The organism is Corallococcus sp. NCSPR001 (assembly GCF_017309135.1).
In the GTDB taxonomy this organism is placed as follows: Bacteria; Myxococcota; Myxococcia; order Myxococcales; family Myxococcaceae; genus Corallococcus.
In genome coordinates this window covers 2,508,803-2,528,353 of the sequence record NZ_JAFIMS010000002.1, presented here as the reverse complement: position 1 = coordinate 2,528,353, position 19,551 = coordinate 2,508,803, and the positions used below count along the sequence as shown (strand labels likewise).

General features: G+C 71.9%; 18 protein-coding genes. 9 read left to right on the top strand and 9 right to left on the bottom strand.

Annotation, left to right across the window (positions count from 1 at the left end; all coding sequences use genetic code 11):
* The first annotated feature begins 33 nt into the window (after nucleotides 1-33).
* Nucleotides 34-1,449, top strand: coding sequence for a HAMP domain-containing sensor histidine kinase (locus JYJ93_RS12420; RefSeq protein ID WP_206790127.1), 1,416 nt, complete (start codon nucleotides 34-36; stop codon nucleotides 1,447-1,449).
* Here the strand turns inward: JYJ93_RS12420 and JYJ93_RS12415 are convergent.
* The 5 genes from JYJ93_RS12415 to JYJ93_RS12395 all read right to left on the bottom strand — a co-directional run bounded on the left by JYJ93_RS12415 (nucleotide 1,446) and on the right by JYJ93_RS12395 (nucleotide 6,267).
* Nucleotides 1,446-2,783, bottom strand: coding sequence for a 5'-deoxyadenosine deaminase (locus JYJ93_RS12415; protein ID WP_206790125.1), 1,338 nt, complete (start codon nucleotides 2,781-2,783; stop codon nucleotides 1,446-1,448). The genes JYJ93_RS12420 and JYJ93_RS12415 overlap by 4 nt on opposite strands.
* Before the next feature lie 12 nt (nucleotides 2,784-2,795).
* Nucleotides 2,796-3,200, bottom strand: coding sequence for a cytidine deaminase (locus JYJ93_RS12410; RefSeq protein ID WP_120528060.1), 405 nt, complete (start codon nucleotides 3,198-3,200; stop codon nucleotides 2,796-2,798).
* A 69-nt stretch (nucleotides 3,201-3,269) separates the two neighbouring features.
* Nucleotides 3,270-3,629, bottom strand: coding sequence for a PilZ domain-containing protein (locus JYJ93_RS12405; RefSeq protein ID WP_206790123.1), 360 nt, complete (start codon nucleotides 3,627-3,629; stop codon nucleotides 3,270-3,272).
* Nucleotides 3,630-3,787: 158 nt separating this feature from the next.
* Entirely contained in the window at nucleotides 3,788-4,948 is a 1,161-nt protein-coding gene (gene moeB / locus JYJ93_RS12400; protein ID WP_206790121.1) for a molybdopterin-synthase adenylyltransferase MoeB, read from the bottom strand.
* Between the two features lie 14 nt (nucleotides 4,949-4,962).
* Complete coding sequence (locus tag JYJ93_RS12395) at nucleotides 4,963-6,267, bottom strand: thymidine phosphorylase (protein WP_206790120.1); 1,305 nt, start codon at nucleotides 6,265-6,267, stop codon at nucleotides 4,963-4,965.
* A gap of 60 nt (nucleotides 6,268-6,327) precedes the next feature.
* On the opposite strand from JYJ93_RS12395, the gene JYJ93_RS12390 reads away from it, so the two are divergent.
* The 5 genes from JYJ93_RS12390 (at nucleotide 6,328) to JYJ93_RS12370 (ending at nucleotide 12,699) form a co-directional block, all read left to right on the top strand.
* The gene (locus tag JYJ93_RS12390; RefSeq protein ID WP_206800263.1) at nucleotides 6,328-7,521 is read left to right on the top strand and encodes a BMP family ABC transporter substrate-binding protein; all 1,194 of its coding nucleotides are present in this window, start codon (nucleotides 6,328-6,330) and stop codon (nucleotides 7,519-7,521) included.
* A 38-nt stretch (nucleotides 7,522-7,559) separates the two neighbouring features.
* The gene (locus tag JYJ93_RS12385) at nucleotides 7,560-9,119 is read left to right on the top strand and encodes an ABC transporter ATP-binding protein (RefSeq protein ID WP_206790111.1); all 1,560 of its coding nucleotides are present in this window, start codon (nucleotides 7,560-7,562) and stop codon (nucleotides 9,117-9,119) included.
* On the top strand, nucleotides 9,112-10,245 hold the full coding sequence (locus JYJ93_RS12380) for an ABC transporter permease (RefSeq protein WP_206790109.1): 1,134 nt from the start codon (nucleotides 9,112-9,114) through the stop codon (nucleotides 10,243-10,245). Before JYJ93_RS12385 ends, JYJ93_RS12380 begins: the two co-directional genes overlap by 8 nt.
* Nucleotides 10,238-11,167 (top strand): ABC transporter permease, encoded by a 930-nt coding sequence (locus tag JYJ93_RS12375; protein WP_206790107.1) that lies wholly within the window; start codon nucleotides 10,238-10,240, stop codon nucleotides 11,165-11,167. The genes JYJ93_RS12380 and JYJ93_RS12375 overlap by 8 nt, the downstream gene beginning before the upstream one ends.
* A gap of 353 nt (nucleotides 11,168-11,520) precedes the next feature.
* Complete coding sequence (locus tag JYJ93_RS12370) at nucleotides 11,521-12,699, top strand: hybrid sensor histidine kinase/response regulator (RefSeq protein ID WP_206790106.1); 1,179 nt, start codon at nucleotides 11,521-11,523, stop codon at nucleotides 12,697-12,699.
* Between the two features lie 57 nt (nucleotides 12,700-12,756).
* On the opposite strand, the gene JYJ93_RS12365 is transcribed toward JYJ93_RS12370, so the two are convergent.
* From JYJ93_RS12365 to deoC, 4 genes are all read right to left on the bottom strand, one after another.
* Entirely contained in the window at nucleotides 12,757-13,395 is a 639-nt protein-coding gene (locus JYJ93_RS12365) for a hypothetical protein (RefSeq protein ID WP_206790104.1), read from the bottom strand.
* Between the two features lie 78 nt (nucleotides 13,396-13,473).
* Nucleotides 13,474-15,201, bottom strand: coding sequence for a phospho-sugar mutase (locus JYJ93_RS12360; RefSeq protein WP_206790102.1), 1,728 nt, complete (start codon nucleotides 15,199-15,201; stop codon nucleotides 13,474-13,476).
* Between the two features lie 34 nt (nucleotides 15,202-15,235).
* Complete coding sequence (locus JYJ93_RS12355; protein ID WP_206790100.1) at nucleotides 15,236-15,631, bottom strand: TraR/DksA family transcriptional regulator; 396 nt, start codon at nucleotides 15,629-15,631, stop codon at nucleotides 15,236-15,238.
* Between the two features lie 22 nt (nucleotides 15,632-15,653).
* Entirely contained in the window at nucleotides 15,654-16,514 is an 861-nt protein-coding gene (deoC, locus tag JYJ93_RS12350) for a deoxyribose-phosphate aldolase (protein ID WP_206790097.1), read from the bottom strand.
* A gap of 113 nt (nucleotides 16,515-16,627) precedes the next feature.
* Here deoC and JYJ93_RS12345 point away from each other — a divergent pair, with 113 nt between their 5' ends.
* The 3 genes from JYJ93_RS12345 to JYJ93_RS12335 are packed head-to-tail and all read left to right on the top strand — an operon-like array spanning nucleotide 16,628 to nucleotide 19,481.
* Complete coding sequence (locus JYJ93_RS12345) at nucleotides 16,628-17,869, top strand: ComEC/Rec2 family competence protein (RefSeq protein ID WP_206790095.1); 1,242 nt, start codon at nucleotides 16,628-16,630, stop codon at nucleotides 17,867-17,869.
* Nucleotides 17,866-19,224 (top strand): hypothetical protein, encoded by a 1,359-nt coding sequence (locus tag JYJ93_RS12340; RefSeq protein WP_206790093.1) that lies wholly within the window; start codon nucleotides 17,866-17,868, stop codon nucleotides 19,222-19,224. The genes JYJ93_RS12345 and JYJ93_RS12340 overlap by 4 nt, the downstream gene beginning before the upstream one ends.
* Complete coding sequence (locus tag JYJ93_RS12335) at nucleotides 19,221-19,481, top strand: DUF3006 domain-containing protein (protein ID WP_206790091.1); 261 nt, start codon at nucleotides 19,221-19,223, stop codon at nucleotides 19,479-19,481. The genes JYJ93_RS12340 and JYJ93_RS12335 overlap by 4 nt, the downstream gene beginning before the upstream one ends.
* The last annotated feature ends 70 nt before the right edge of the window (nucleotides 19,482-19,551 follow it).

The window sequence follows — 19,551 nt, the reverse complement described above, 5'->3', positions numbered from 1 at the left end:
GTGGGGAGGAAGCGGGGAAAACAAGTGTGTCGCATGGAACCCAACCCTCCCGTTGCCTTTGAAGACGAGCTCGCGCGGGTGGTGGCCGCACAGCGCCGGCGCGTGCTGGGCGCGGGGGCGGCGGTCCGGCTGGTGGGCACGGTCGTGTTCTTCGCCGTCAGCCTGGGGCTGTGGCTGACGGGCGCCCGGGACTGGGCCCACTACCCGCCCCTGCTGCTCTGCTACGGCGGCGTGGTGGCGCTGCTGTTCGCGCTGCGCTCCAGGCCCCTGACGAAGCAGCTGGGCGTCGTGCAGTCGCTGGTGGACGTGGGGCTCGCCTTCGGCCTCCAGCAGCTGGCCCTGCCGGTGTCACCGTTCCCGGCGGGCGTGGCGGGCTTCAGCCTGGGGCTGTTCGCGCTGGTGGTGGCGCTGTCCGGATTGGAGCTGATGCCCTGGCTCGTCTACGGCACCGCGGGCCTGGCGTCGCTGGCCCAGGCCGTCCTCATGCACCAGGCGGGGGTGGGCCCGGGCGCCATGGTCGTGGCGGCGGTGACGCTGGTGCTGGTGGCGGCGGTGAGCCACTACGGCACCGGGCGGCTGCGGCACCTGGCCATGGACCTGTCGCACGCGGAGGTGTCCCGGCAACTGGAGGCCCGCCGCACCCACGACGTGGAGGACGCCCACCGCACCATCGAGCGGATGCTCTCCGAAGCCCACGCGCGCAACGCCCAACTGGAGGCGCTCCAGGCCCACCAGGAGCAGTTGATGCAGTTCCTGGTGCACGACCTGCGCTCGCCCTTGTCCGCCGTGACGCTGTCGCTGTCGTGGATGGAGCAGGAGCTGCCCATCGGCACGCCGATGGTGGAGTCCGTGCGCACGGGCCTGGCCGTCACCGCGCGCCTGGACCGGATGATCTCCGACCTGTTGGACGTGCCCCGGCTGGAGCAGGGCCGGCTGTCCCCGCGCAAGCAGCCCTTCCCGGTGGCGCCTCTCTTCGACGAGGTGCGCCGCTCGCTGGATGGCGCGGCGCGGCTGCGGAAGATCAAGCTGGAGCTGTCGTGCCCGCCGGGCTTCCAGCTGGTGGGCGACGCGGGCCTGCTCATCCGCGTGGTGGAGAACCTGGCCACCAACGCGCTCCGCTACGCCCCGTCCGGCGGGCGCGTGCGCCTGGAGGCGGGTGAGGCGGAGGGCTTCCAGTGGCTGGCGGTGCGCAACGACGGCATCGCCATTCCGCCGGAGGCGCGCGAGTCCCTCTTCGACAAGTACGTGCAGGGCCACCGCGAGAAGGAGGGCCGCCGGGGCTACGGCCTGGGGCTGTACTTCTCCCGGCTGGCGGCGGAGGCCCACGGCGGGCGGCTGGCGGTGGAGGACGCGGAGGGCTGGGCCACGTCCTTCGTGCTGCGCCTGCCGCGCGTGAAGCCGGCCTCGCAGCCGTCCGTGGACCCTACGGCCGCCCAGCAGCGCCGCTAGGACGCCTTCAGCTTCGCGCGGGCGAAGAGCTTCGTCGCCTGCGTGCGGGCGTTGGCCAGCACCGCGTTCGCGTCCAGCGTCGTCAATTCGCCCTCGCGCAGCACCAGCTTGCCGTCGATGAGCACGTGCGACACGTCCGTGGAGCGCGCCGAGTACACCAGCGGCCCCGTGACGTCGTCCGGCAGCGGGCAGAAGTGGAAGCCGCGCGTGTCCACCACGGTGAGGTCCGCGCGCTTGCCGGCCTCCACGGAGCCCACCTCGTCCTCCAGGCCCAGGGCGCGTGCGCCGTGCAGCGTGGCCATCTCCAGGACGTGCATGGGCGTCATCGCCACCGGGCCCACGCGCGGGTTGTGCAGCACGGAGGCGAGCCGCATCTCGTGGAACAAATCCAACGTGTTGTTGCACGGGGCGCCGTCCGCCCCCAGCGACACGGGGATGCCGTCCTTCAAGAGCTCCGGGATGCGCGCGTAGCCCGACGCGAGCTTCAGGTTGGAGCCCGGGCAGTGGCACACCACCGTGCCGGACTCGCGCAAGAGCCGCTGCTCCTCGCCCTCCACCCACACGCAGTGGGCCAGGGTGACCTGGGGGCCCGTGAGCCCCAGCCCGTGGAAGAAGGCGATGTTGTCCTGGCCCGTCACCTGGCGGACCACGTCCGTCTCCGTGCGGTTCTCGCTGGCGTGCGAGTGGATGCGCACGCCCTTCTCCCGCGACAGCCGGCCCACCTCGCGCAACAGCTCCGGCGAGCAGGACAGGGCGAAGCGCGGCGCGAACGCGTAGCGCAGGCGGTTGTCGTGGGTGCCGTGCCAGCGCTCCATCAGCGCCAGGCTCTCCGACAGGGAGTCCGCCGTCGTCTCGCGCAGGCCGGCGGGCACCTCCGCGCCGGAGTCCATCATCGCCTTGCCGCCGACGAGCCGGAAGCCGCTGTCGCGCGCGGACTCGAAGACAGAGTCGTAGTGGTGCACGGTGCCCATGTCGAGCGCCGCCGTGGAGCCGGAGCGGATGAGCTCCGCGAAGGTGAGGTCCGCGCTGGCGCGCAGGGACGCCGCGTCGTGCGCCGCCTCCATGGGCCAGATGCGCTCCTTCAGCCAGTCCAGCAGCTCCCGCTTGTCCGCGTGGCCGCGGAACAGCGTCTGGCAGGCGTGCAGGTGGCCGTGGATGAGGCCGGGCATCACCACCTGCCCGGTGAGGTCCAGGACGCGGCGGGCGCCCTTCACCTTCAGGCCCCGGCCCACCTTGGCGATGCGCCCGTCCTGCACGAGCACGTCCGCGCGAGGCAGCACCTCGCGGTCGCGGTTCATGGTGACGACGGTGGCGCCAGTGAGAAGCAAGTCCACGTGAGGGGAGTCCTAGAGGAAGGAACGGGTGAAGGCGTGCGGAAGCAGCTCGCTGAGCGGGTAGCGCGCCTCCTGCCCGTTGAGGGTGCGGCTTCGCACCGGAAGGTCAGGCCCGGCGAACTCCGCCATCACCTGGCGGCACATGCCGCACGGGGGACAGGGCTCCGGGGTGTCCACGACGACGGCCACCGCCACCGGCTTCTCGCGGCCCTGCGCCACGCCCGCGACGAACGCGTTGCGCTCCGCGCAGACGGTGAGGCCATAGGTGGCGTTCTCCACATTGCAGCCGGCCACGATGGAGCCGTCCGCGTACAGCACGGCGGCCCCCACGGGGAACTTCGAGTACGGCACGTGCGCGCGCTGGCGCACCCGAAGGGCCTCCTCGAACAGCCGCTCCCAGGGAATCTCCTCCGCCATGCCGCCCTCCTTCGCGGGACGAAGGGCCCTGGATGGGCCGCCGTCCCGCCTGAAACCCGGAGCCTGCCCTCAGGCCCCGCCCTTGAGCTGATCGTCCAGGTGCCGGGCGATGGCCAGCTCCAGCTCCACCGGCAGGTCCACGAACTTCACCCGCACCACCAGTCCCGCCGCGCCGCCCTTGGGGGGCAGCACCTTGCCCTTCACCACGGCCTCCTCGGGGGCCGAGGGCAGCGTGAAGCGCACCATCACGTCCTTGCCCTCGTCCAGGGCCTCGCCCACCCAGCCCACGCCGCCCAGGGACAGGTCCCCCGCGCGCTCCAGGAAGCCATCCGCCCCATCCCAGCCGACCTTCAGGCGCATGGGGACGCGGGGCGAGTCACGCCGGTCCTCCGCCGTCCTGGTGTCCTGGTTCTCGTTCTGCTCGGACATCGCCGTCGTCTCCCTGCCGCTGCCGCTCTCGTATCCGACCCGGGTCGCGTTCCACCACCGCCCCGGGTCCAGGCCGGCGCATCATACGCGGCCCCGTCCGCTCCGTTGCTCCTGAAAATGCATTCCCCAGGAGGCCCGGGCTCCGTTCTGGCCCCCGATCAGCCTCCGGTGGCGCAGAACTGCTCGTAATCGATGAGCTCCACCTTCGCTCCCGGCGCGCACACCGGGCACTCCGGGTCCCGGCGCAGCTTGAGCTCCTGGAAGCGCGTGCCCAGCGCGTCGAAGGTGACGAGCCGCCCCACCAGCGACTCCCCCACCCCGAGCAGCAGCTTCAGGGCCTCCGTGGCCTGGAGCATCCCGATGAGCCCGGGCAGCACGCCCAGCACGCCCGCCTCCGCGCACGACGGCGCCAGCTCCGGCGGGGGCGGCGAGGGGTAGAGGCAGCGGTAGCAGGGCCCCTGGCCGGGCAGGAAGGTCGTCACCTGCCCCTCGAAGCGGAACACGGAGCCGTGGATGTTGGGCTTGCCCATCAGCACGCACGCGTCGTTGAGCAGGTAGCGCGTGGGGAAGTTGTCCCCGCCGTCCAGCACCAGGTCGAAGTCCGCGAGGATGCGCTCCACGTTGGCGGTGGTGAGCCGCTCCTGGAACGGCACCACCTTCACGTCCGGGTTGAGCGCCTCCAGGGCGGCCTTCGCGCTCTGGACCTTGGGCTGGCCCCGGCGCTCCAGCGTGTGCAGCACCTGGCGCTGGAGGTTGCTCAGGTCCACCACGTCCGCGTCCACCACGCCCAGCGTGCCCACGCCCGCCGCCGCCAGGTACAGCGCCGCCGGTGAGCCCAGCCCGCCCGCGCCCAGCAGCAGCACCTTGGACTTGAGCAGCTTCGCCTGCCCCTCCTCCCCCACCTCCGGGAGGATGAGGTGGCGGCGGTAGCGCTCCTTCTGCTCGGCGGAGAGGACGACGGGCTTCTCCACCGGGAGGGCCGCGTCGCTCCAGCGGTTGTAGCCGCCCGCGAGCGAGGACACGCGCGTGTAGCCCATCTCCCGCAGCGTGCGGGCCGCGAGCGCGCTCCGGGTGCCACCCGCGCAGTAGAGGACCAGTTCCTCGTCGCGGTCCGCCTTCTCCTCGATGCGCAGCTCCAGGTACCCGCGCGGGATGTGCACCGCGCCGGGGAGCCGGCCGCCCGCGTATTCGTCGGCCTCGCGCACGTCCACGAGCTTCACCTTCGAGCCCGAGCCGAGCAGCCGGTGGACGTGCTCGTGGGAGACCTCGCGGATCTCCTTCTTCACTTCCGACAGCAGGTCGCGAAACGTGGGAGCCATGGGGCTTTGGGTAACTACTCCAGGCGCTCCAGCACCAGCGGGCGGGCCGCGGGCGCCCGGTCGCCGAACCGGTAGGCCGCGAGCAGCCGCGCCTTCACGTCCTCCACGGGGCCTGCGTCGTTGTAGTGCACCTGCACCACGGGCTCGCCCTGCTTCACCGCGTCGCCCACCTTCTTGAGCAGCGTGAAGCCCACGGCCGGGTCGATCTTGCTGTCCACCCGCTGCCGGCCCGCGCCCAGCGCCACCGCCGCCAGGCCCACGCCCTCCGTGTGGATGCCGGTGACGAAGCCGTCCTTCGGCGCCACCACGTCCGTCGTGGCCTTCGCCGTGGGCAAGAGCGAGTAGTCGTCGATGGAGCGCGGGTCGCCGCCCTGCGACTGGACGATCTCCTTGAGCTTCTGGATGGCGCTGCCGTCCTCCACGGAGCGGCGCAGCATGGCGCGCGCCTCCTCCACGGTGGCGGCCTTCTTGCCCAGCACCAGCATCTCCGCCGTCAGGGCGTAGGTGATTTCGGTGTAGTCGTCGGGCGCCTCGCCGCGGAGCATGTCCACGGCCTCGCGGACCTCCAGGGCGTTGCCCACCTGGCGGCCCAGAGGCTGATCCATGTCCGTGAGCAGGGCCACGACCTTGCGGTTCATCTCCGCGCCCAGGCCAATCATGGTGCGGGCCAGCACGCGCGCGTCGTCCACCGTCTTCATGAAGGCGCCGCTGCCCACCTTCACGTCGAGCACCAGCGCGTCGATGCCCTCCGCCAGCTTCTTGCTCATGATGGACGACGCGATGAGCGGGATGCAGTCCACGGTCGCCGTCACGTCGCGCAGCGCGTAGAGCTTCTTGTCGGCCGGGGCCACCTGGGCCGTCTGGCCGATGAGGCAGCACCCCACCTCGCGCACCAGCCGGCGGTAGTCCGCGGTGGACAGGTTCACGTTGAAGCCGGGGATGGACTCCAGCTTGTCCAGGGTGCCGCCGGTGTGGCCCAGCCCCCGGCCCGAAATCATGGGCACGGGCACGCCGCAGGCCGCCGCCAGGGGGGCGAGGCTCAGGGACACCTTGTCGCCCACGCCGCCGGTGGAGTGCTTGTCCACCTTGATGGCCGGCGTGTCGGAGAGGTCCAGGACCTCACCCGAGTGGAGCATGGCGCGGGCCCACGCCCCCAGCTCCCGGGAGTCCAGCCCCTTGAAGAAGATGGCCATGCACATGGCGGCCATCTGGTAGTCGGCCACGGTGCCGGCGGTGTACGCCTGGATGAACGCCTGGATGTCGGACGGGTCCAGCTTGCCGCCGTCGCGCTTGGCCTTGATGAGCTCGTAGGGTTGCACGGGGCAAGGCCATAGCAGAAGGAAAGCCCTGGCCGCATCTGGTAGATAGCCAGCCCCATGATGCTCCGTCGACTCCACGTGCTCGCCCTGGCCGCGCTCCTGTGCGCCTGCTCCAAGAAGTCCGAGGACGCCCCCAAGGCCCCCTCCCAGACTTCCACCGCCACGAAGCCCCCCGAGGGAAAGCCCGTCGTCGTGGGGCTCGTCATCGACGTGGGCGGCCGGGGTGACCACTCGTTCAACGACGCGTCCCTGCGCGGCCTGGAGCTGTGGGCCGCCGGCAAGAAGTACGAGGGCGGCAAGTACGTGGACGCCCCCGCTGGCGAAGTGCGTCAGTCCATCTCCTCCGACCTCGCGGCGCTCGCACCGGAAGTGAAGCCGCTGCCCGTGCAGCCGCTGGTGCTCCAGAGCAAGGCGCAGGAGGACTACGCCCCCAACCTCCAGTTGCTCGTGGAGCAGGGCGCGAAGCTGACCATCGGCAACGGGTATCTGCTGGCCAACGCGGTGCGCGACGTGGCCACGGAGAACCCCGAAGCGAAGTTCCTGCTCATCGACAGCCAGCTCCTGGACGCGCAGGGCAAGCCCAAGTCGCTGCCCAACGTGCGCACGGTGCTCTTCAAGGAGCAGGAGGGCAGCTTCCTGGTGGGCGCGCTGGCGGGGCTCGTCACGAAGACGAACAAGGTGGGCTTCGTGGGCGGCATTGAAGTCCCCCTCATCAAGCGCTTCGACGTGGGCTACCGCGCGGGCGTGCGCACCACGAACGCGAAGGCGGCGGACGCGCTGATGGCCGTGTACACGGGCAGCTTCAACAGCGTGTCCGCGGGCAAGGAGGTGGCGCAGGACCTCATCGCCAAGGGCGCGGACGTCATCTTCCACGCGGCGGGCACGGACGGCCTGGGCGTCATCCAGGCGGTGAAGGAGGCGCGGGCGGCGGGCAAGACGGTGTTCGCCATCGGCGTGGACTCGGATCAGTCGCACCTGGCGCCGGACGCCATCCTCACGTCCATGGTGAAGCACAGCGACCTGGCCGTGTATCAGGCGGCGAAGGACCTGGTGGACGGCAAGCTCACTGCGGGTGAGCAGGTGCTGGGCCTCAAGGAGAACGGCGTGGGCATGGCGGACGTGCGCGTGGAGTTCCCGGGCAAGGCGGAGGCGCTCCAGAAGGTGGAGTCGCTGCGGCAGCAGGTGCTGGCCGGGAAGATCGTCGTGCCGGGCACGCAGGCGGAGCTGTCCTCCTTCCAGGTCGCGCAGCCCTGATCTCCCTCCAGCACATCGCGAAGCGCTTCGGGTCGTGCGTGTCCCTGGAGGACGCGTCGCTGGACATCGTCCCGGGGGAACTGCTCGCCGTGGTGGGCGAGAACGGCGCGGGCAAGTCCAGCCTGATGAACGTGCTCTACGGGCTCTACCACCCGGACGCGGGCACGTTCCTGATGGACGGCAAGCCGGTGCGCTTCAAGAGCCCGCGCGACGCCATCGCGAGGGGCATTGGCATGGTGCACCAGCACTTCATGTTGGTGCCCACGCTGACGGTGGCGGAGAACGTGGTGCTGGGCCGCGAGCCCACGAAGCGCGGCCTGCTGGACCTGGACCGCGCCTGTGAAGAGGTGGCGGCCACGGCGAAGCGCTTCGGCTTCCAGTTGGACCCTCGGGCGCGCGTGGACACGCTCACGGTGGGCTCGCAGCAGAAGGTCGAGATCGTCAAGGCGCTGCACCGGGGCGCGCAGGTGCTCATCCTGGACGAGCCCACTGCCGTGCTCACGCCGCAGGAGTCCGACGAGCTGGCCCAGGTGATGCGCGGGCTGGTGGCGCAGGGCCGCACGGTGGTGCTGATCAGCCACAAGCTGAAGGAGGTGCTGGGCGTGGCGGACCGCGTGGCGGTGATGCGCCGGGGCCGCACCGTGGCGGAGGTGCGCGCCCGCGAGACCACCGTCTCCGCGCTGGCCGCGCTGATGGTGGGTGAAGGCTCCAGGGGCGCCGCGCTGACCGGCGTGCCCGCGACGGCCGTCGCGACCACCGCCCTGTCGGGCACAGGCACCACCGGCGCGACGGAGGCACGGCCTGTCGCGCCCGTTGAACCGGACGCGACTTCGACGGGCCCGGTCGTGCTCGAAGCGAAGGACCTGCGGGCGACGGGCGACAACGGCCGCCCCGCGCTCCAGGGCGTGAGCCTCACCGTGCGCGCGGGAGAGATCGTCGGCATCGCGGGTGTCGACGGCAACGGACAGCGCGAGCTGGCGGAGGTGCTCACGGGCCTGCGCAAGCTGGACGGCGGCGAGGGCACGCTGCTCGGCGGACCGCTCGCGGGGCTGACCCCGGCGCTGGCGAAGGCGCGCGGCGTGGGCCATGTCCCCGAGGACCGGCTGGCCCGCGCGGTGGTGAAGGCGATGACGGTGGAGGAGAACGTAGCCCTGGGCCGCCACCGCCAGCCGCCGTTCGCGCGCGGTCCGTGGGTGGACTTCAAGGGCCGCCGCGAGCGCACGAACCAACTGCTGACCGGCTACGACGTGCGCCCGAACGACCCGGTGGTGGCGCTCCAGGCTCTGTCCGGCGGCAACCAGCAGAAGGTCGTGGTGGCGCGCGAGCTGGACGCGGATCCGAAGCTGCTCGTCGTCGTGCAGCCCACGCGCGGGCTGGACATCGGCGCGGTGGCGCAGGTGCATGAGCGCCTTCGGGACGCGAAGGCGCGGGGTGCGGGAGTGGTGATGGTGTCGCTGGACCTGGAGGAGGTGCTGGCCCTGTCCGACCGCGTCTACGTCCTCTACGAGGGCCGCGTGACGGGGCACTTCCCGCGCAAGGACCTGGACGAGCGCGAGCTGGGCCGCCGCATGCTGGGCGCGGAGGCAAGCCATGGGTGAGCGGACGCGGCAGGTGCTGCCGTCGGTGCTCTCCGTGCTGCTGGCGCTCGCGGTGTGCTGGCTGCTCATCGCCATCACGCGCGACGCGGACACCGCCACGCGCGCCTATCTCCAGATGCTCTGGGGCGGCGTGGGCAACTGGCCCGCCTTCTTGGACGGAGGCAGCACCACGGCCGTGGTGCGCCCCCTGGGCGAGGCCGCGATGAAGGCCGCGCTGCTCACCCTCACCGGCCTGTCCGTGGCGGTGGCCTTCAAGGTGGGCCTGTTCAACATCGGCGCGCAGGGACAGATGATCTGGGGCGCGCTGGCCGCGGCGCTCGTGGGCGCGCACGTGTCGCTGCCCGGACTGCTCCACGTCCCGCTGGCCCTCATCGCCGCGGCGGTGGCGGGCGCGGCGTGGGCGAGCATCGCGGGCGTGCTGAAGCTCAAGCGCGGCGTGCACGAGGTGATCTCCACCATCATGCTCAACTGGGTGGCGGTGAGCCTGGTGGACAACTGGCTCGTCATCGGCCCGCTGCGCGCGGTGGCGGAGGGCGCGTCGTCCATCACCGGCACCGCCGAAATCCTCCCCTCCGCGCAGCTGCCCCGGCTCCTGGGTGACACCTCGCGCCTCAACCTGGGCTTCCCGCTGGCGCTCGCCGCGGCGCTGGGCGTCTGGGTGTGGCTGACCCGCACGCGCTCCGGCTATGAGACGCGCGCGGTGGGCCTCACCCCGGAGGCGGCCCGCGCCGCCGGCATCCCCACGCTGTGGCGCGCGGGCGGGGCCATGGCGCTCGCGGGCGCGATGGCGGGCCTGGCGGGCGCGGTGCTGGTGCTGGGCACGGAGGGCCGCTACCCAGGCTCGCTGGGCGCCCCCTACGGCTTCGACGGCATCGCCATCGCGCTCATCGGCAACAACCACCCGCTGGGCGCGGCGCTGGCGGCGGCCGTCTTCGGCGTGCTGCGCGCGGGCGGCACGCGCATGCAGCTGCTGGGCGTGCACAAGAGCTTCCCGGAGCTCATCCAGGGCTTCGCGCTGCTCTTCGTCGCGGGCCGCATGGTGTGGCTCGCCCTGCTGGCGAGGCGCCAGAAGCGCGCGCAGGCCCAGGGACCGGCCCAGGCCGGAGTGGAGGTGCCCCGTGTTTGAGGTGCTCCACTCGCTGCTCTTCTCCACCCTGGACGCGGCCCCCGCCCTGGTGTTCGCCGCGCTGGGCGCCATGCTCTCCGAGCGCGCGGGCGTGGTGAGCGTGGGCGTGGAGGGCATGATGCGCACCGGCGCCTTCTGCGCGGCCGTGGCGGCGCTCGTGATGCCCACGCCGCTCGCGGTGGGGGTGGGCATGGCCGCGGGCGCGGGCATCGCCGCCGTGCATGGCTTCTTGAGCATCCGCTGGCGGTCGGATCAGGTCGTCTCCGGCATGGCCCTCAACCTGGTGGCCATGGCCGGCGGCACCTACCTGCTGGAGTCGTTCTTCGGCCCCAACGGCACGCCCTCCATCACCCAGCTGTCGCGCTGGAACCTCCCGGGCCTGTCCCAGGTCCCGCTCCTGGGCGCGCTTTCCGGCCACGCGGCGCCCACGTACCTGGCGCTCACCCTGCCCTTCGTCTTCCACCTGCTCCTGTCGCGCACGCCGCTGGGCCTGCGCCTGCGCGCCGTGGGCGACAAGCCGCACGCGGTGGCCACGCTGGGCCTGTCCGTGCCCGCCCTGCGCTGGGGCGCGGTGCTGGGCGGCGGGATGATGGCGGGCCTGGGCGGCGCGGTGCTGTCCACCACCGTCCTGGACCGCTTCGAACAGCACACGCCCTCAGGCCTGGGCTTCATGGCCCTGGCCGCGATGGTGTTCGGCCGCTGGACGCCCCTGGGCGCCTTCGCCGCCGCGCTCTTCTTCGCCGCCGGCAACGCGCTGAGAATCGGCCTGGCCTCCAGCGCTCCCTGGCTCCTCGACCTGGTTCCCCAGGGCTTCCTGCTCGCCCTGCCCTACCTGTTGACCCTCCTCGTCCTCGCCCTCCAGGGCCAGCGGGGCCACGCCCCCAGCGCGCTGGGGATTCCGTTCGAGCAGGAATCCCGCTGACCATTTTGAGAGGGAACGGGTAATTCAGGACCCGGGTCGAAAATCACTTTTGGTCAGGTTGGACCTGCCAAATCTGAAGCGGCCACCTGCCCTGATGCGTCTGGTCATTCTCGCGCGGGCCGCCAACCCCCTGACCTTATTGGATCACGCTTTTCGGCCTTTCCAGTGTGGGCTGATCTGCCGTTGGGTGGACGTCCGGCATGCCGCTGGCATGGGAGTGCGACCATGTCGGATTGCGGAACGGACACCGAGCAGGCGCAGCATGTAGGCCTGAGCGATTCCGGGACGCGGTCCCCCGGGTTTGGGACAGCGCCTGCGGGCGGTGTCGGACCCGGTTTCCAGGCTGGGGTGGCATGAACATGCAGACGACGGCAACAGGCTCGACGTCACCCCAGCGCCCGCGGGTCATCGCGGTCGACGTGGAATCCGGCGGCGTGGAGCGGGTGCGCTCCATCCTGACGCCGGCGGGCTACGACGTGCTGCCCGCGAGCGGGACGACCGCCGCGCTGGAGGCGGTGTCGCGCCACTCCGCGGACCTGTTGCTGCTGGACGTGGAGCGGGCCCGCACGGTGGGCCTGGCCGCGTACCGGCGCCTCCGCGAGGCGCTCTCCCCGCCGCAGTTCCCCATCCTCATGCTCACGCCTTCCGCGGACCGCCAGACGCGCCGCGAGGTGATGGAGGCAGGTGTGGACGACTTGCTGACGACCGAACCGCTGGACCCGCTGGAGCTGAAGGTGCGCGTCCACACCCTGCTGGAGCTCAAGGCGCACCGCGAGCACGGCGGCGTCCCGGAAGTGCTCCAGGACCCGCGCACGCGCTGGGTGCGCATGGAGCGCCTGGCGCGCGTGGGCACGCTGGCCGCGGACCTGGCCACGCAGATGGACCAGTTGGGCGTGGGCCTGCAACGGGCGCTGGAGCACGTGCGCGCCCGCGCCGCCCAGGGGCTGCCGCCGGACACGGAGGAGCTGCTCAAGCTGGGCGTGGCGGGCGAGCAGATGCGCCTGCACGGCCAGCACCTGCTGTCCCTGGGCCCCACCAGCCCCAAGGACATCCAGCGCTTCGACCTGCGGGAGGTGGTGCCGGAGGTGGTGTCGCGCCTGCGCGCCGCCGGGCGCCTGGGCCGCGCGGACGTGCGCGCGGTGCTGCCGGAGGACCCCATCGCCGTCGTGTTCAACCGCCGTCAGGTGGAGCAGGTGGTGGCGGAGCTGGTCTGCAACGCGGTGGACGCCGTGGAGGACGTGAAGGACCGGCCGCGCGTGGTGCAGGTGGGCGTGGAGCTGCCGGACATGTTCGGGGAGTTCGGTCCGCAGCTCTTCGTGAAGGACACCGGCATCGGCATCTTCGAGGACGAGCTGCAGGCCATCTTCTCGCCGTACTACACGACCAAGGCCCCGGAGAAGAGCGTGGGCCTGGGCCTCACGGTGGCGCGCACCCTGGTGGAGAGCATGGGCGGCAAGCTGACCGTGAAGAGCCGCGTCAACCTGGGCAGCACCTTCACGGTGGAGCTGCCCGAGCAGACGTCGTCCTGGTAGCCGCGTGAAAGCCACCCCACGGGCGGGGAACCACGTCCCCACCCGCGTGACGTGCGACTAGAAGCGGTAGGCCACGCCCGCCAGCGCTTCCATCGTGAAGTAGCTGTCGTCGAAGCGCGGGACGATGGAGGGCCCCATCCGCAGGTTGAAGTTCACGTTGAAGTTGTTGTTCACGAAGTACTCCAGGCCGCCTCCGAAGAGGATGGGGATGACCGGCCCGATGCCCTCGCCGATGTAGACGTTGAACGGCACGTCGAGGCCGGCGTTGATCATCAGCGCGCTGCCCACGGGGATGCCCACCACGAACGCCACCGGCAGCGCCATGCCGAACATCGTGTTCCCCCGGGGGAAGTAGACGAACGGCCCCGGCTGGAACGTGATGGCGAAGGCCACCTTGTCCGTCTTGGCGATCATCACGCGCAGCCAGCCCTGGAGCTTGAGGCCCGCGTCGGACGCGTCCACCAGGCCCTCACGGCCCCAGTTGAAGCTGAACTTGCCGCCGATATCCACGCTGTCCGAGCCACCGTGGAGCAGGCCCAGCGTCAGGCCCGGGAAGCCGATCTGCGCGCTGAACATGTTGCGGCCCGAGCCGACGGTGTCCGCCGCCAGCAGGGACCAGCCCTGACCGCGAGCCATCGCGGTGCCGGGGACGGCCAGGAGCACGGCCAGGAGGAAACCAGGAATGAGGCGCTTCACGAGGTTCCTTTCAGCGAAGGGCCGCGGCACGGGAGCCACGACCCAGGGGTTGTTGAAGGGTGATTCAGGACTCAGGGCTCAGGCCGGCTGGCCTCGATCACGGGCCAGCGCCAGGAAGGCGTCGATGAGGGCGGCCAGCTTCGCTTCGGCGCGCTGGCGGGCCTGGGGGAGCGGCTCGCCGGGGGCGGGCGTCTCCTTGTGCTCGAAGTAGTATTTGATCTTCGGCTCGGTGCCGGAGGGGCGCAGGGTGACGCGGCCGCCGCCCTCCAGCGCGAAGGCGACGACGTTGGACGGAGGCAGGCCGCCCTCGCCCTTCTGGTAGTCGCGCACGGCCGTCACCGGAAACCCGCCGATGTTCGCGGGCGGCGAAGCGCGGAAGGCCTGCATGATGGCGCGGATGGTCTGCGCGCCGGCCGCGCCCGGCAGCGTCACGTTGCGCTGGGCGCCCACGTGCAGGCCGAAGCGGCGCTGGATCTCCTCCAGGTAGCCCAGCACGGTGGTGCCGCGCGCCTCGCACCACGCGGCCATGTCCGCGACCACCAGGGCCGCGCCCACGCCGTCCTTGTCGCGCGTGGCGGTGCCCACGGTGTAGCCGAGCGCCTCCTCGTAGCCGAAGACGAACTGGGTGCCTTCCTTCGCCGTGCGCTCCAGCGCGCGGTTGGCGATCCACTTGAAGCCGGTGAGGACCTCGTCGTACGCGGCGTCCAGCCCGCGCGCGATTTCGCCCAACTGCGTGGAGGACACGATGGTGGTGACGACGTGCGGGCGCGCGCGCTTCGTCCCCTGCGTGAGGACGTAGTGGCCCAGCAGCACGCCGACCTCGTTGCCGGTGAGCAGGCGCAGCTTCCCGGAGGCATCCCGCGCCATCACCGCCAGCCGGTCCGCGTCCGGGTCGTTGGCCAGCACCAGGTCCGCCTTCACGCGCTCCGCCGTGGCCAGGGACAGGTCCATGGCGCCCGGCTCCTCGGGATTGGGGAAGCGCACGGTGGGGAAGCGGCCGTCGGGCTGCTGCTGCTCGGCCACCGGCGTCACGCGCGGGAAGCCCGCCTCCTTGAGCGCGAGCGCCGCCCACGCGCCGCCCACGCCGTGCATGGCGGTGTAGACGATGGACAGCGTGTCGCTGCCCTTGCGGTACAGGCGCAGGTCCAGGATGGCGCGCAGGTACGCGCTCCCCACGTCCTCCGGCAGGTCGCGCCACAGCCCCTTCGCGCGGCCTTCCGCGGGCGTGAGCAGCGGCACGGCGTTGGCGGGCTCCACCTTCGCGATGGCGTCCGCGATGCCCACGTCCTGCGGCGGGACGATCTGCGCGCCGTTGCCCCAGTAGACCTTGTAGCCGTTGTACTCGGGCGGGTTGTGGCTGGCGGTCACCATCACCGCGGCGGCGGCGTTCAGGTGCAGCACGGCGAACGCGGTGACGGGCGTGGGCACCGGCTCCGGGAAGACGTGCGCGGGGATGCCCTCCGCGACGAACACGGCGGCGGTGTCCTCCGCCAGCTCCTTGCTGAGGCGACGCGCGTCACGGCCCACCACCACGCCGCGCGTGGTGACGTCCGGCACGGTGGCCTTGAGGTAGCGCGCCAAGCCCGCGGTGGTGCGGCGCACCACGGCGCGGTTCATCCGGTTGGGGCCGGCGCCCAGCACGCCGCGCAGGCCGGCGGTGCCGAACTCCAGGTCCTGCGCGAAGCGGTCCGCCAGGTCCGCCCAGTCCTGCTTCGCGAGCACATTGGCCAGCTCCGCCTGGGTCTCCGGATCCGGATCCGCCTTGCGCCAAGCCTCGGCCCGCTCCCTCAGTCCGGTGGTGTCCATCGCGCGTTGCCTCGTGGTTGGAGAAGGGGCTTCTTCAGCCCTTGTAGTCGGTGAGGTGCTTGCGGCGCACCGGCCCCTTGGGGCCGTCCTTGTTGTTCTGACACGCGACGCAGAACTCCGCGTAGGGCATGGCCTTCAGGCGCCCCAGGGGAAGCTCGTCGCCGCACTCCTCGCACTCGCCGAAGGAGTCCGGGTCCTCGCGCAGCTTGCCCAGGGCCTTCACCACGCGCGCCAGCGTGCCGTCGGTGTTGCGGTTCCGGCTGGAGGCAATGGCCTGCATCATCTCGTTGAGGGGCTGCTCGTCCTCGTCGCCGCCCACGCGCGCCTCGTCGGTGCGGTTGGGCTCGATGCGCAGGGGTGCCTTGCCGGTCAGCTCCGCGTGGAGCGCGAGCAACTGCTGGAGGAAGTCCTCTCGCTGCTTCGGGGTCACGGTGCGCGGCTCCGGAAGAGGTTCAGTACTGCGCGGTGGAGATCTGCCCGGTGACGATGGCCACGGACGCGGAGGCGCCCAGGCGGTTGGCGCCCGCGCGGATGAGCTTCACGGCGTCCTCGGCGGACCTCACGCCTCCGGAGGCCTTCACGCCCACGTCGTCGCCCACCACCGCGCGCATCAGCTCGATGTCCTTCACCGTGGCGCCGCCGGGCCCGAAGCCGGTGGACGTCTTCACGAACGCGGCGCCCGCGGCCTTGGACAGCGCGCACGCGACGACCTTCTCCTCGTCCGTGAGGTGGCCCGTCTCCAGGATGACCTTCACGGGCACGGGGTGGCTGGCCTGCACCACCTCGGCGATGTCCTGGTGCACGCGCTGGTAGTCGTGCGCCTTGAGCGCGCCCAGGTTGAGCACCATGTCGATTTCCCGCGCGCCCGCGCGGATGGCCTCGCGCGCCTCGAAGGCCTTCGCGGACGACAGCGCGGCGCCCAGCGGGAAGCCCACCACGGCGATGGGCACGCAGTTCGAACCGGCCAGCACGCGCGCGGCGGTGGCCACGTGGCAGCTGTTCACGCACACGGTGGCGAAGCCGTACTGACGGGCCTCCTCGGCCACGCGCACGATGTCCTCCGTGCGCGCCTCCGGCTTGAGCAGCGTGTGGTCGATGTACGGGGCCAGGTCCGAGGCCTTCACCAGGGTGGCCGGGTCCACGCGCGCGGTGGCAGTCTTGACGCCGGGCGGGCGCGGGGCTTCCGGATTCAGGACGGCGGCGGGCGCGGGCGGCACCGCCTCCTGCTGGACCTTCCAGGCATGCAGACGATGACGGGCCTGGTCGACCAGCTCTTCCAGGACGGTGAAGAAGGCTTCGGCGTCGGACGGCATGCCGCGCCCCTTAGCCCACTAACGGGCCTCGGGGAAGCGCTCGCGGGGGGAGGCGGCGCCCGGTCAACGCACGGGGTGCCGCGAATGGGAGCGGGGCTGTAGAGTTCCAACCCGTGAAGGTCTTCGCGCGGCTGCTCGCACTCCTTGTCCTCCTCCTCGCGGTGGTGCCGGGTCATGCCGCGGCCCCCGCTCCCACGGCCCTCCCCTCCCCCGCCCCGGGCCGGCTCTCGGTCTACTTCCTCGACGTGGGCCAGGGGGACGCGGCGCTCATCGTGTCGCCCACGGGCAAGACGGTGCTCATCGACGGCGGGCCTCCGGAGGCCGGCACCCGGCTGGCGGCGCGGCTGCGCGAGCTGGTGAAGGGCCCGCTGGACCTGGTCATCCTCACCCACCCGCACCTGGACCACCTGGGCGGGCTGCGCCCGGCGCTGAAGGCGGTGGGCGCCCGGCGCTTCATGGACCCCGGCTTCGACCACCCGAGCGAGGCGTACCGCGACCTGCTGGACTTCGTGGGCCGCGAGGTGGGCCAGGTGATGAGCCCGGAGCCCAACCCCAACGCGCCCCAGACGCTGCTCACCGTGGGCCTGGGCGAAGGCGTGGCGCTCACCGTGCTCTGGCCGCGCGTGCCCCAGGAGTCGTTCCTCGCGAACACGCGCTCGGACGCGAACGCGAACTCCATCGTCACCAAGCTCACCTACGGGAAGACGGCGTTCCTCTTCACGGGGGACTCGGAGCCGCCCACGGAGGAGGTGCTGCTGCAAAAGCCCGTGGACCTCACCGCCACGGTGCTGAAGGTGGCGCACCACGGCGGCAAGCACTCCTCCACCGCTGCCTTCCTGGAGCGCGTGAAGCCACAGGCAGCGGTCATCTCCTGCGGCGCGGGCAACGACTACGGCCACCCGAGCCCGGAGGTCCTGGGCCGGCTGGGCGACGTGCGCGCCCGTACCTTCCGCACCGACCAGGATGGCGAGGTGCTGGCGGTGAGCGACGGCGCGACCGTGACGCTGCGCTCGACGAAGGGCGGCGCTGGCGCCACCAGCCTGTCCGGCACGCAGCAGGCGGGAAGCCCGGTGGCGCTCGGCCCCATCGAGCCCACGCCGCACGGCCGCACGGGCCGCTCCTCGGAGAAGGAACCGGAGCCCGGCGCGTCCCGGACGCGCAAGCCGGTGGAGCCCACGACGCCCGCGAGCACGTCCGAAGCCACGGGCGAGCGCTACGTGTCGCTCAAGGGCAGCAAGGTGTTCCACCGCGAGAGCTGCAAGACCCTGAAGCGCTCGAAGAACGAGCGCACCGTCTACTCAAGCCGCGCCGACGCCCTGCGTGAGCGCCGCCCCGCCGAGGATTGTCATCCATGAAGGCCCGCATCGCGCTGGGGGTGGGGCTGCTGCTCGCCTCCCTGGCCTGTCAGCAGCAGCCATCCGCGCCGCCCGCGCAGAAGCCCCCGGAGAAGTCGCGCTACTTCGGCGGCGCGCCGGACGGGAAGCTCCACGTGTACTTCTTCGACGTGGGCGCGGGGGACGCTGCGCTCATCGTCACGCCGAAGGGCAACACGGTGCTGGTGGACTCCGGGCCCGCGTCCGCCGAGTCGCACCTGGTGAACCGCCTGCCGGAGCTGCTGCGCCGCGAGCTGGACCTGGTGGTCCTCACCCAGCCGGATCCGAAGCACCACGGCGCGCTGGAGGCGGTGCTCAAGCGCGTGGGCGCGCGGCGGTTGATGGAGCCGCAGCTGCCGGACACGTCCAAGACCTACGACGCGCTGCTCACGGCGGTGGGCTCGCGCGGGGTGGGAATCTTCTCGCCCGCGCCCCCATCGTCCGCGCCCAAGGAGCTGGTCCGGCTGACGCTGGAGGACGGGGTGAACCTCACGGTGCTCTGGCCCCGGGCCCCCGCGGAGCCGCTCCTGAAGGAGGCCCCGGACGCGGAGGGGCGCAACGCGGCGAACTCCATCGTGCTGCGCCTGACGTACGCCGACACGTCGGTCGTCTTCGCGGGCGGGGCGCGCGCGGAGACGGAGGCGCGGCTGCTGGAGCGCGGGCTGTTGTCCTCCGCCACGCTGCTGAAGGTCGCCTCGCCCGGGGTGGAGGGGGCGAACTCGCAGGCGTACCTGGAGGAGGTGCGGCCCCAGGCGGCGGTGCTCAGCGGGGATGACAGCCTGGGCAGGAGCCCGAAGGTGAAGGAGCTCCTCACGCGGCTGCGCGGCGTGGACGCGCGGGCCTTCCGCACGGACGTGAACGGAGAGGTGCACGCGGTGAGCGACGGCAAGCAGTTCGAGCTGTCGCTCCAGCGTCCGACCCCGGGCGAGCCCGGCGGCACGCGGCGCGTCTTCCCGGGGTTGGATCCGCGCCCGGCGCTGGTGAGGACGGCGAAGCCCGCGCCCGTGGTGAAGCCGGCCGCCCCCGAGCCGCCGCCCGCGCGCGTCGTCGAGGCGCCGCGAGACAGCAAGGCCCGCGTCAGCAACGTGACGGACGTGGATGACCTGCCCGTCGCGCGCAAGGGCACACGGATGGAGGAGGCCCCACCGAAGGCGGTGCGCTCATCCTCCAGCGCGTCCATGACGGGCGGCTACATGGCGAGCAAGCACAAGCGCATCTTCCACAAGTCCACCTGCCGGAGCGTGCGGCTCATCAAGGATGCGAACCTGCTCACGTGGAGCACGCGTGACGCAGCGCTGAAGTCGGGCCGCGAGCCCGCGGGAGACTGCGACCCGTGACGAAGAAGACGAAGCCCCGGTCCAGGGCCACGGTGGACCGCATCGAGGACGACGTCGCCGTGCTGGTGGTGGATGGCCAGCAGGTGACCCGCGCGCTGGACACCCTGCCCGCGGGCGTGCGCGAAGGCGACGTCGTGGACCTGGAGGCGGGGACGGTGGACGCCGAAGCCACCGAGTCCCTGCGCGCCGAAGTCCGCGCCGCGAGGGAACAGGCGATGCGAGGCAAGAAGCCGCCCGCGGGCGACTTCGACCTCTGAGCCGGGGCGTCCTGCTCGACGTGCCGAATCCCCTGGCCGGAGCAGGACGTGGCGGAGGGCCTGCCCACCG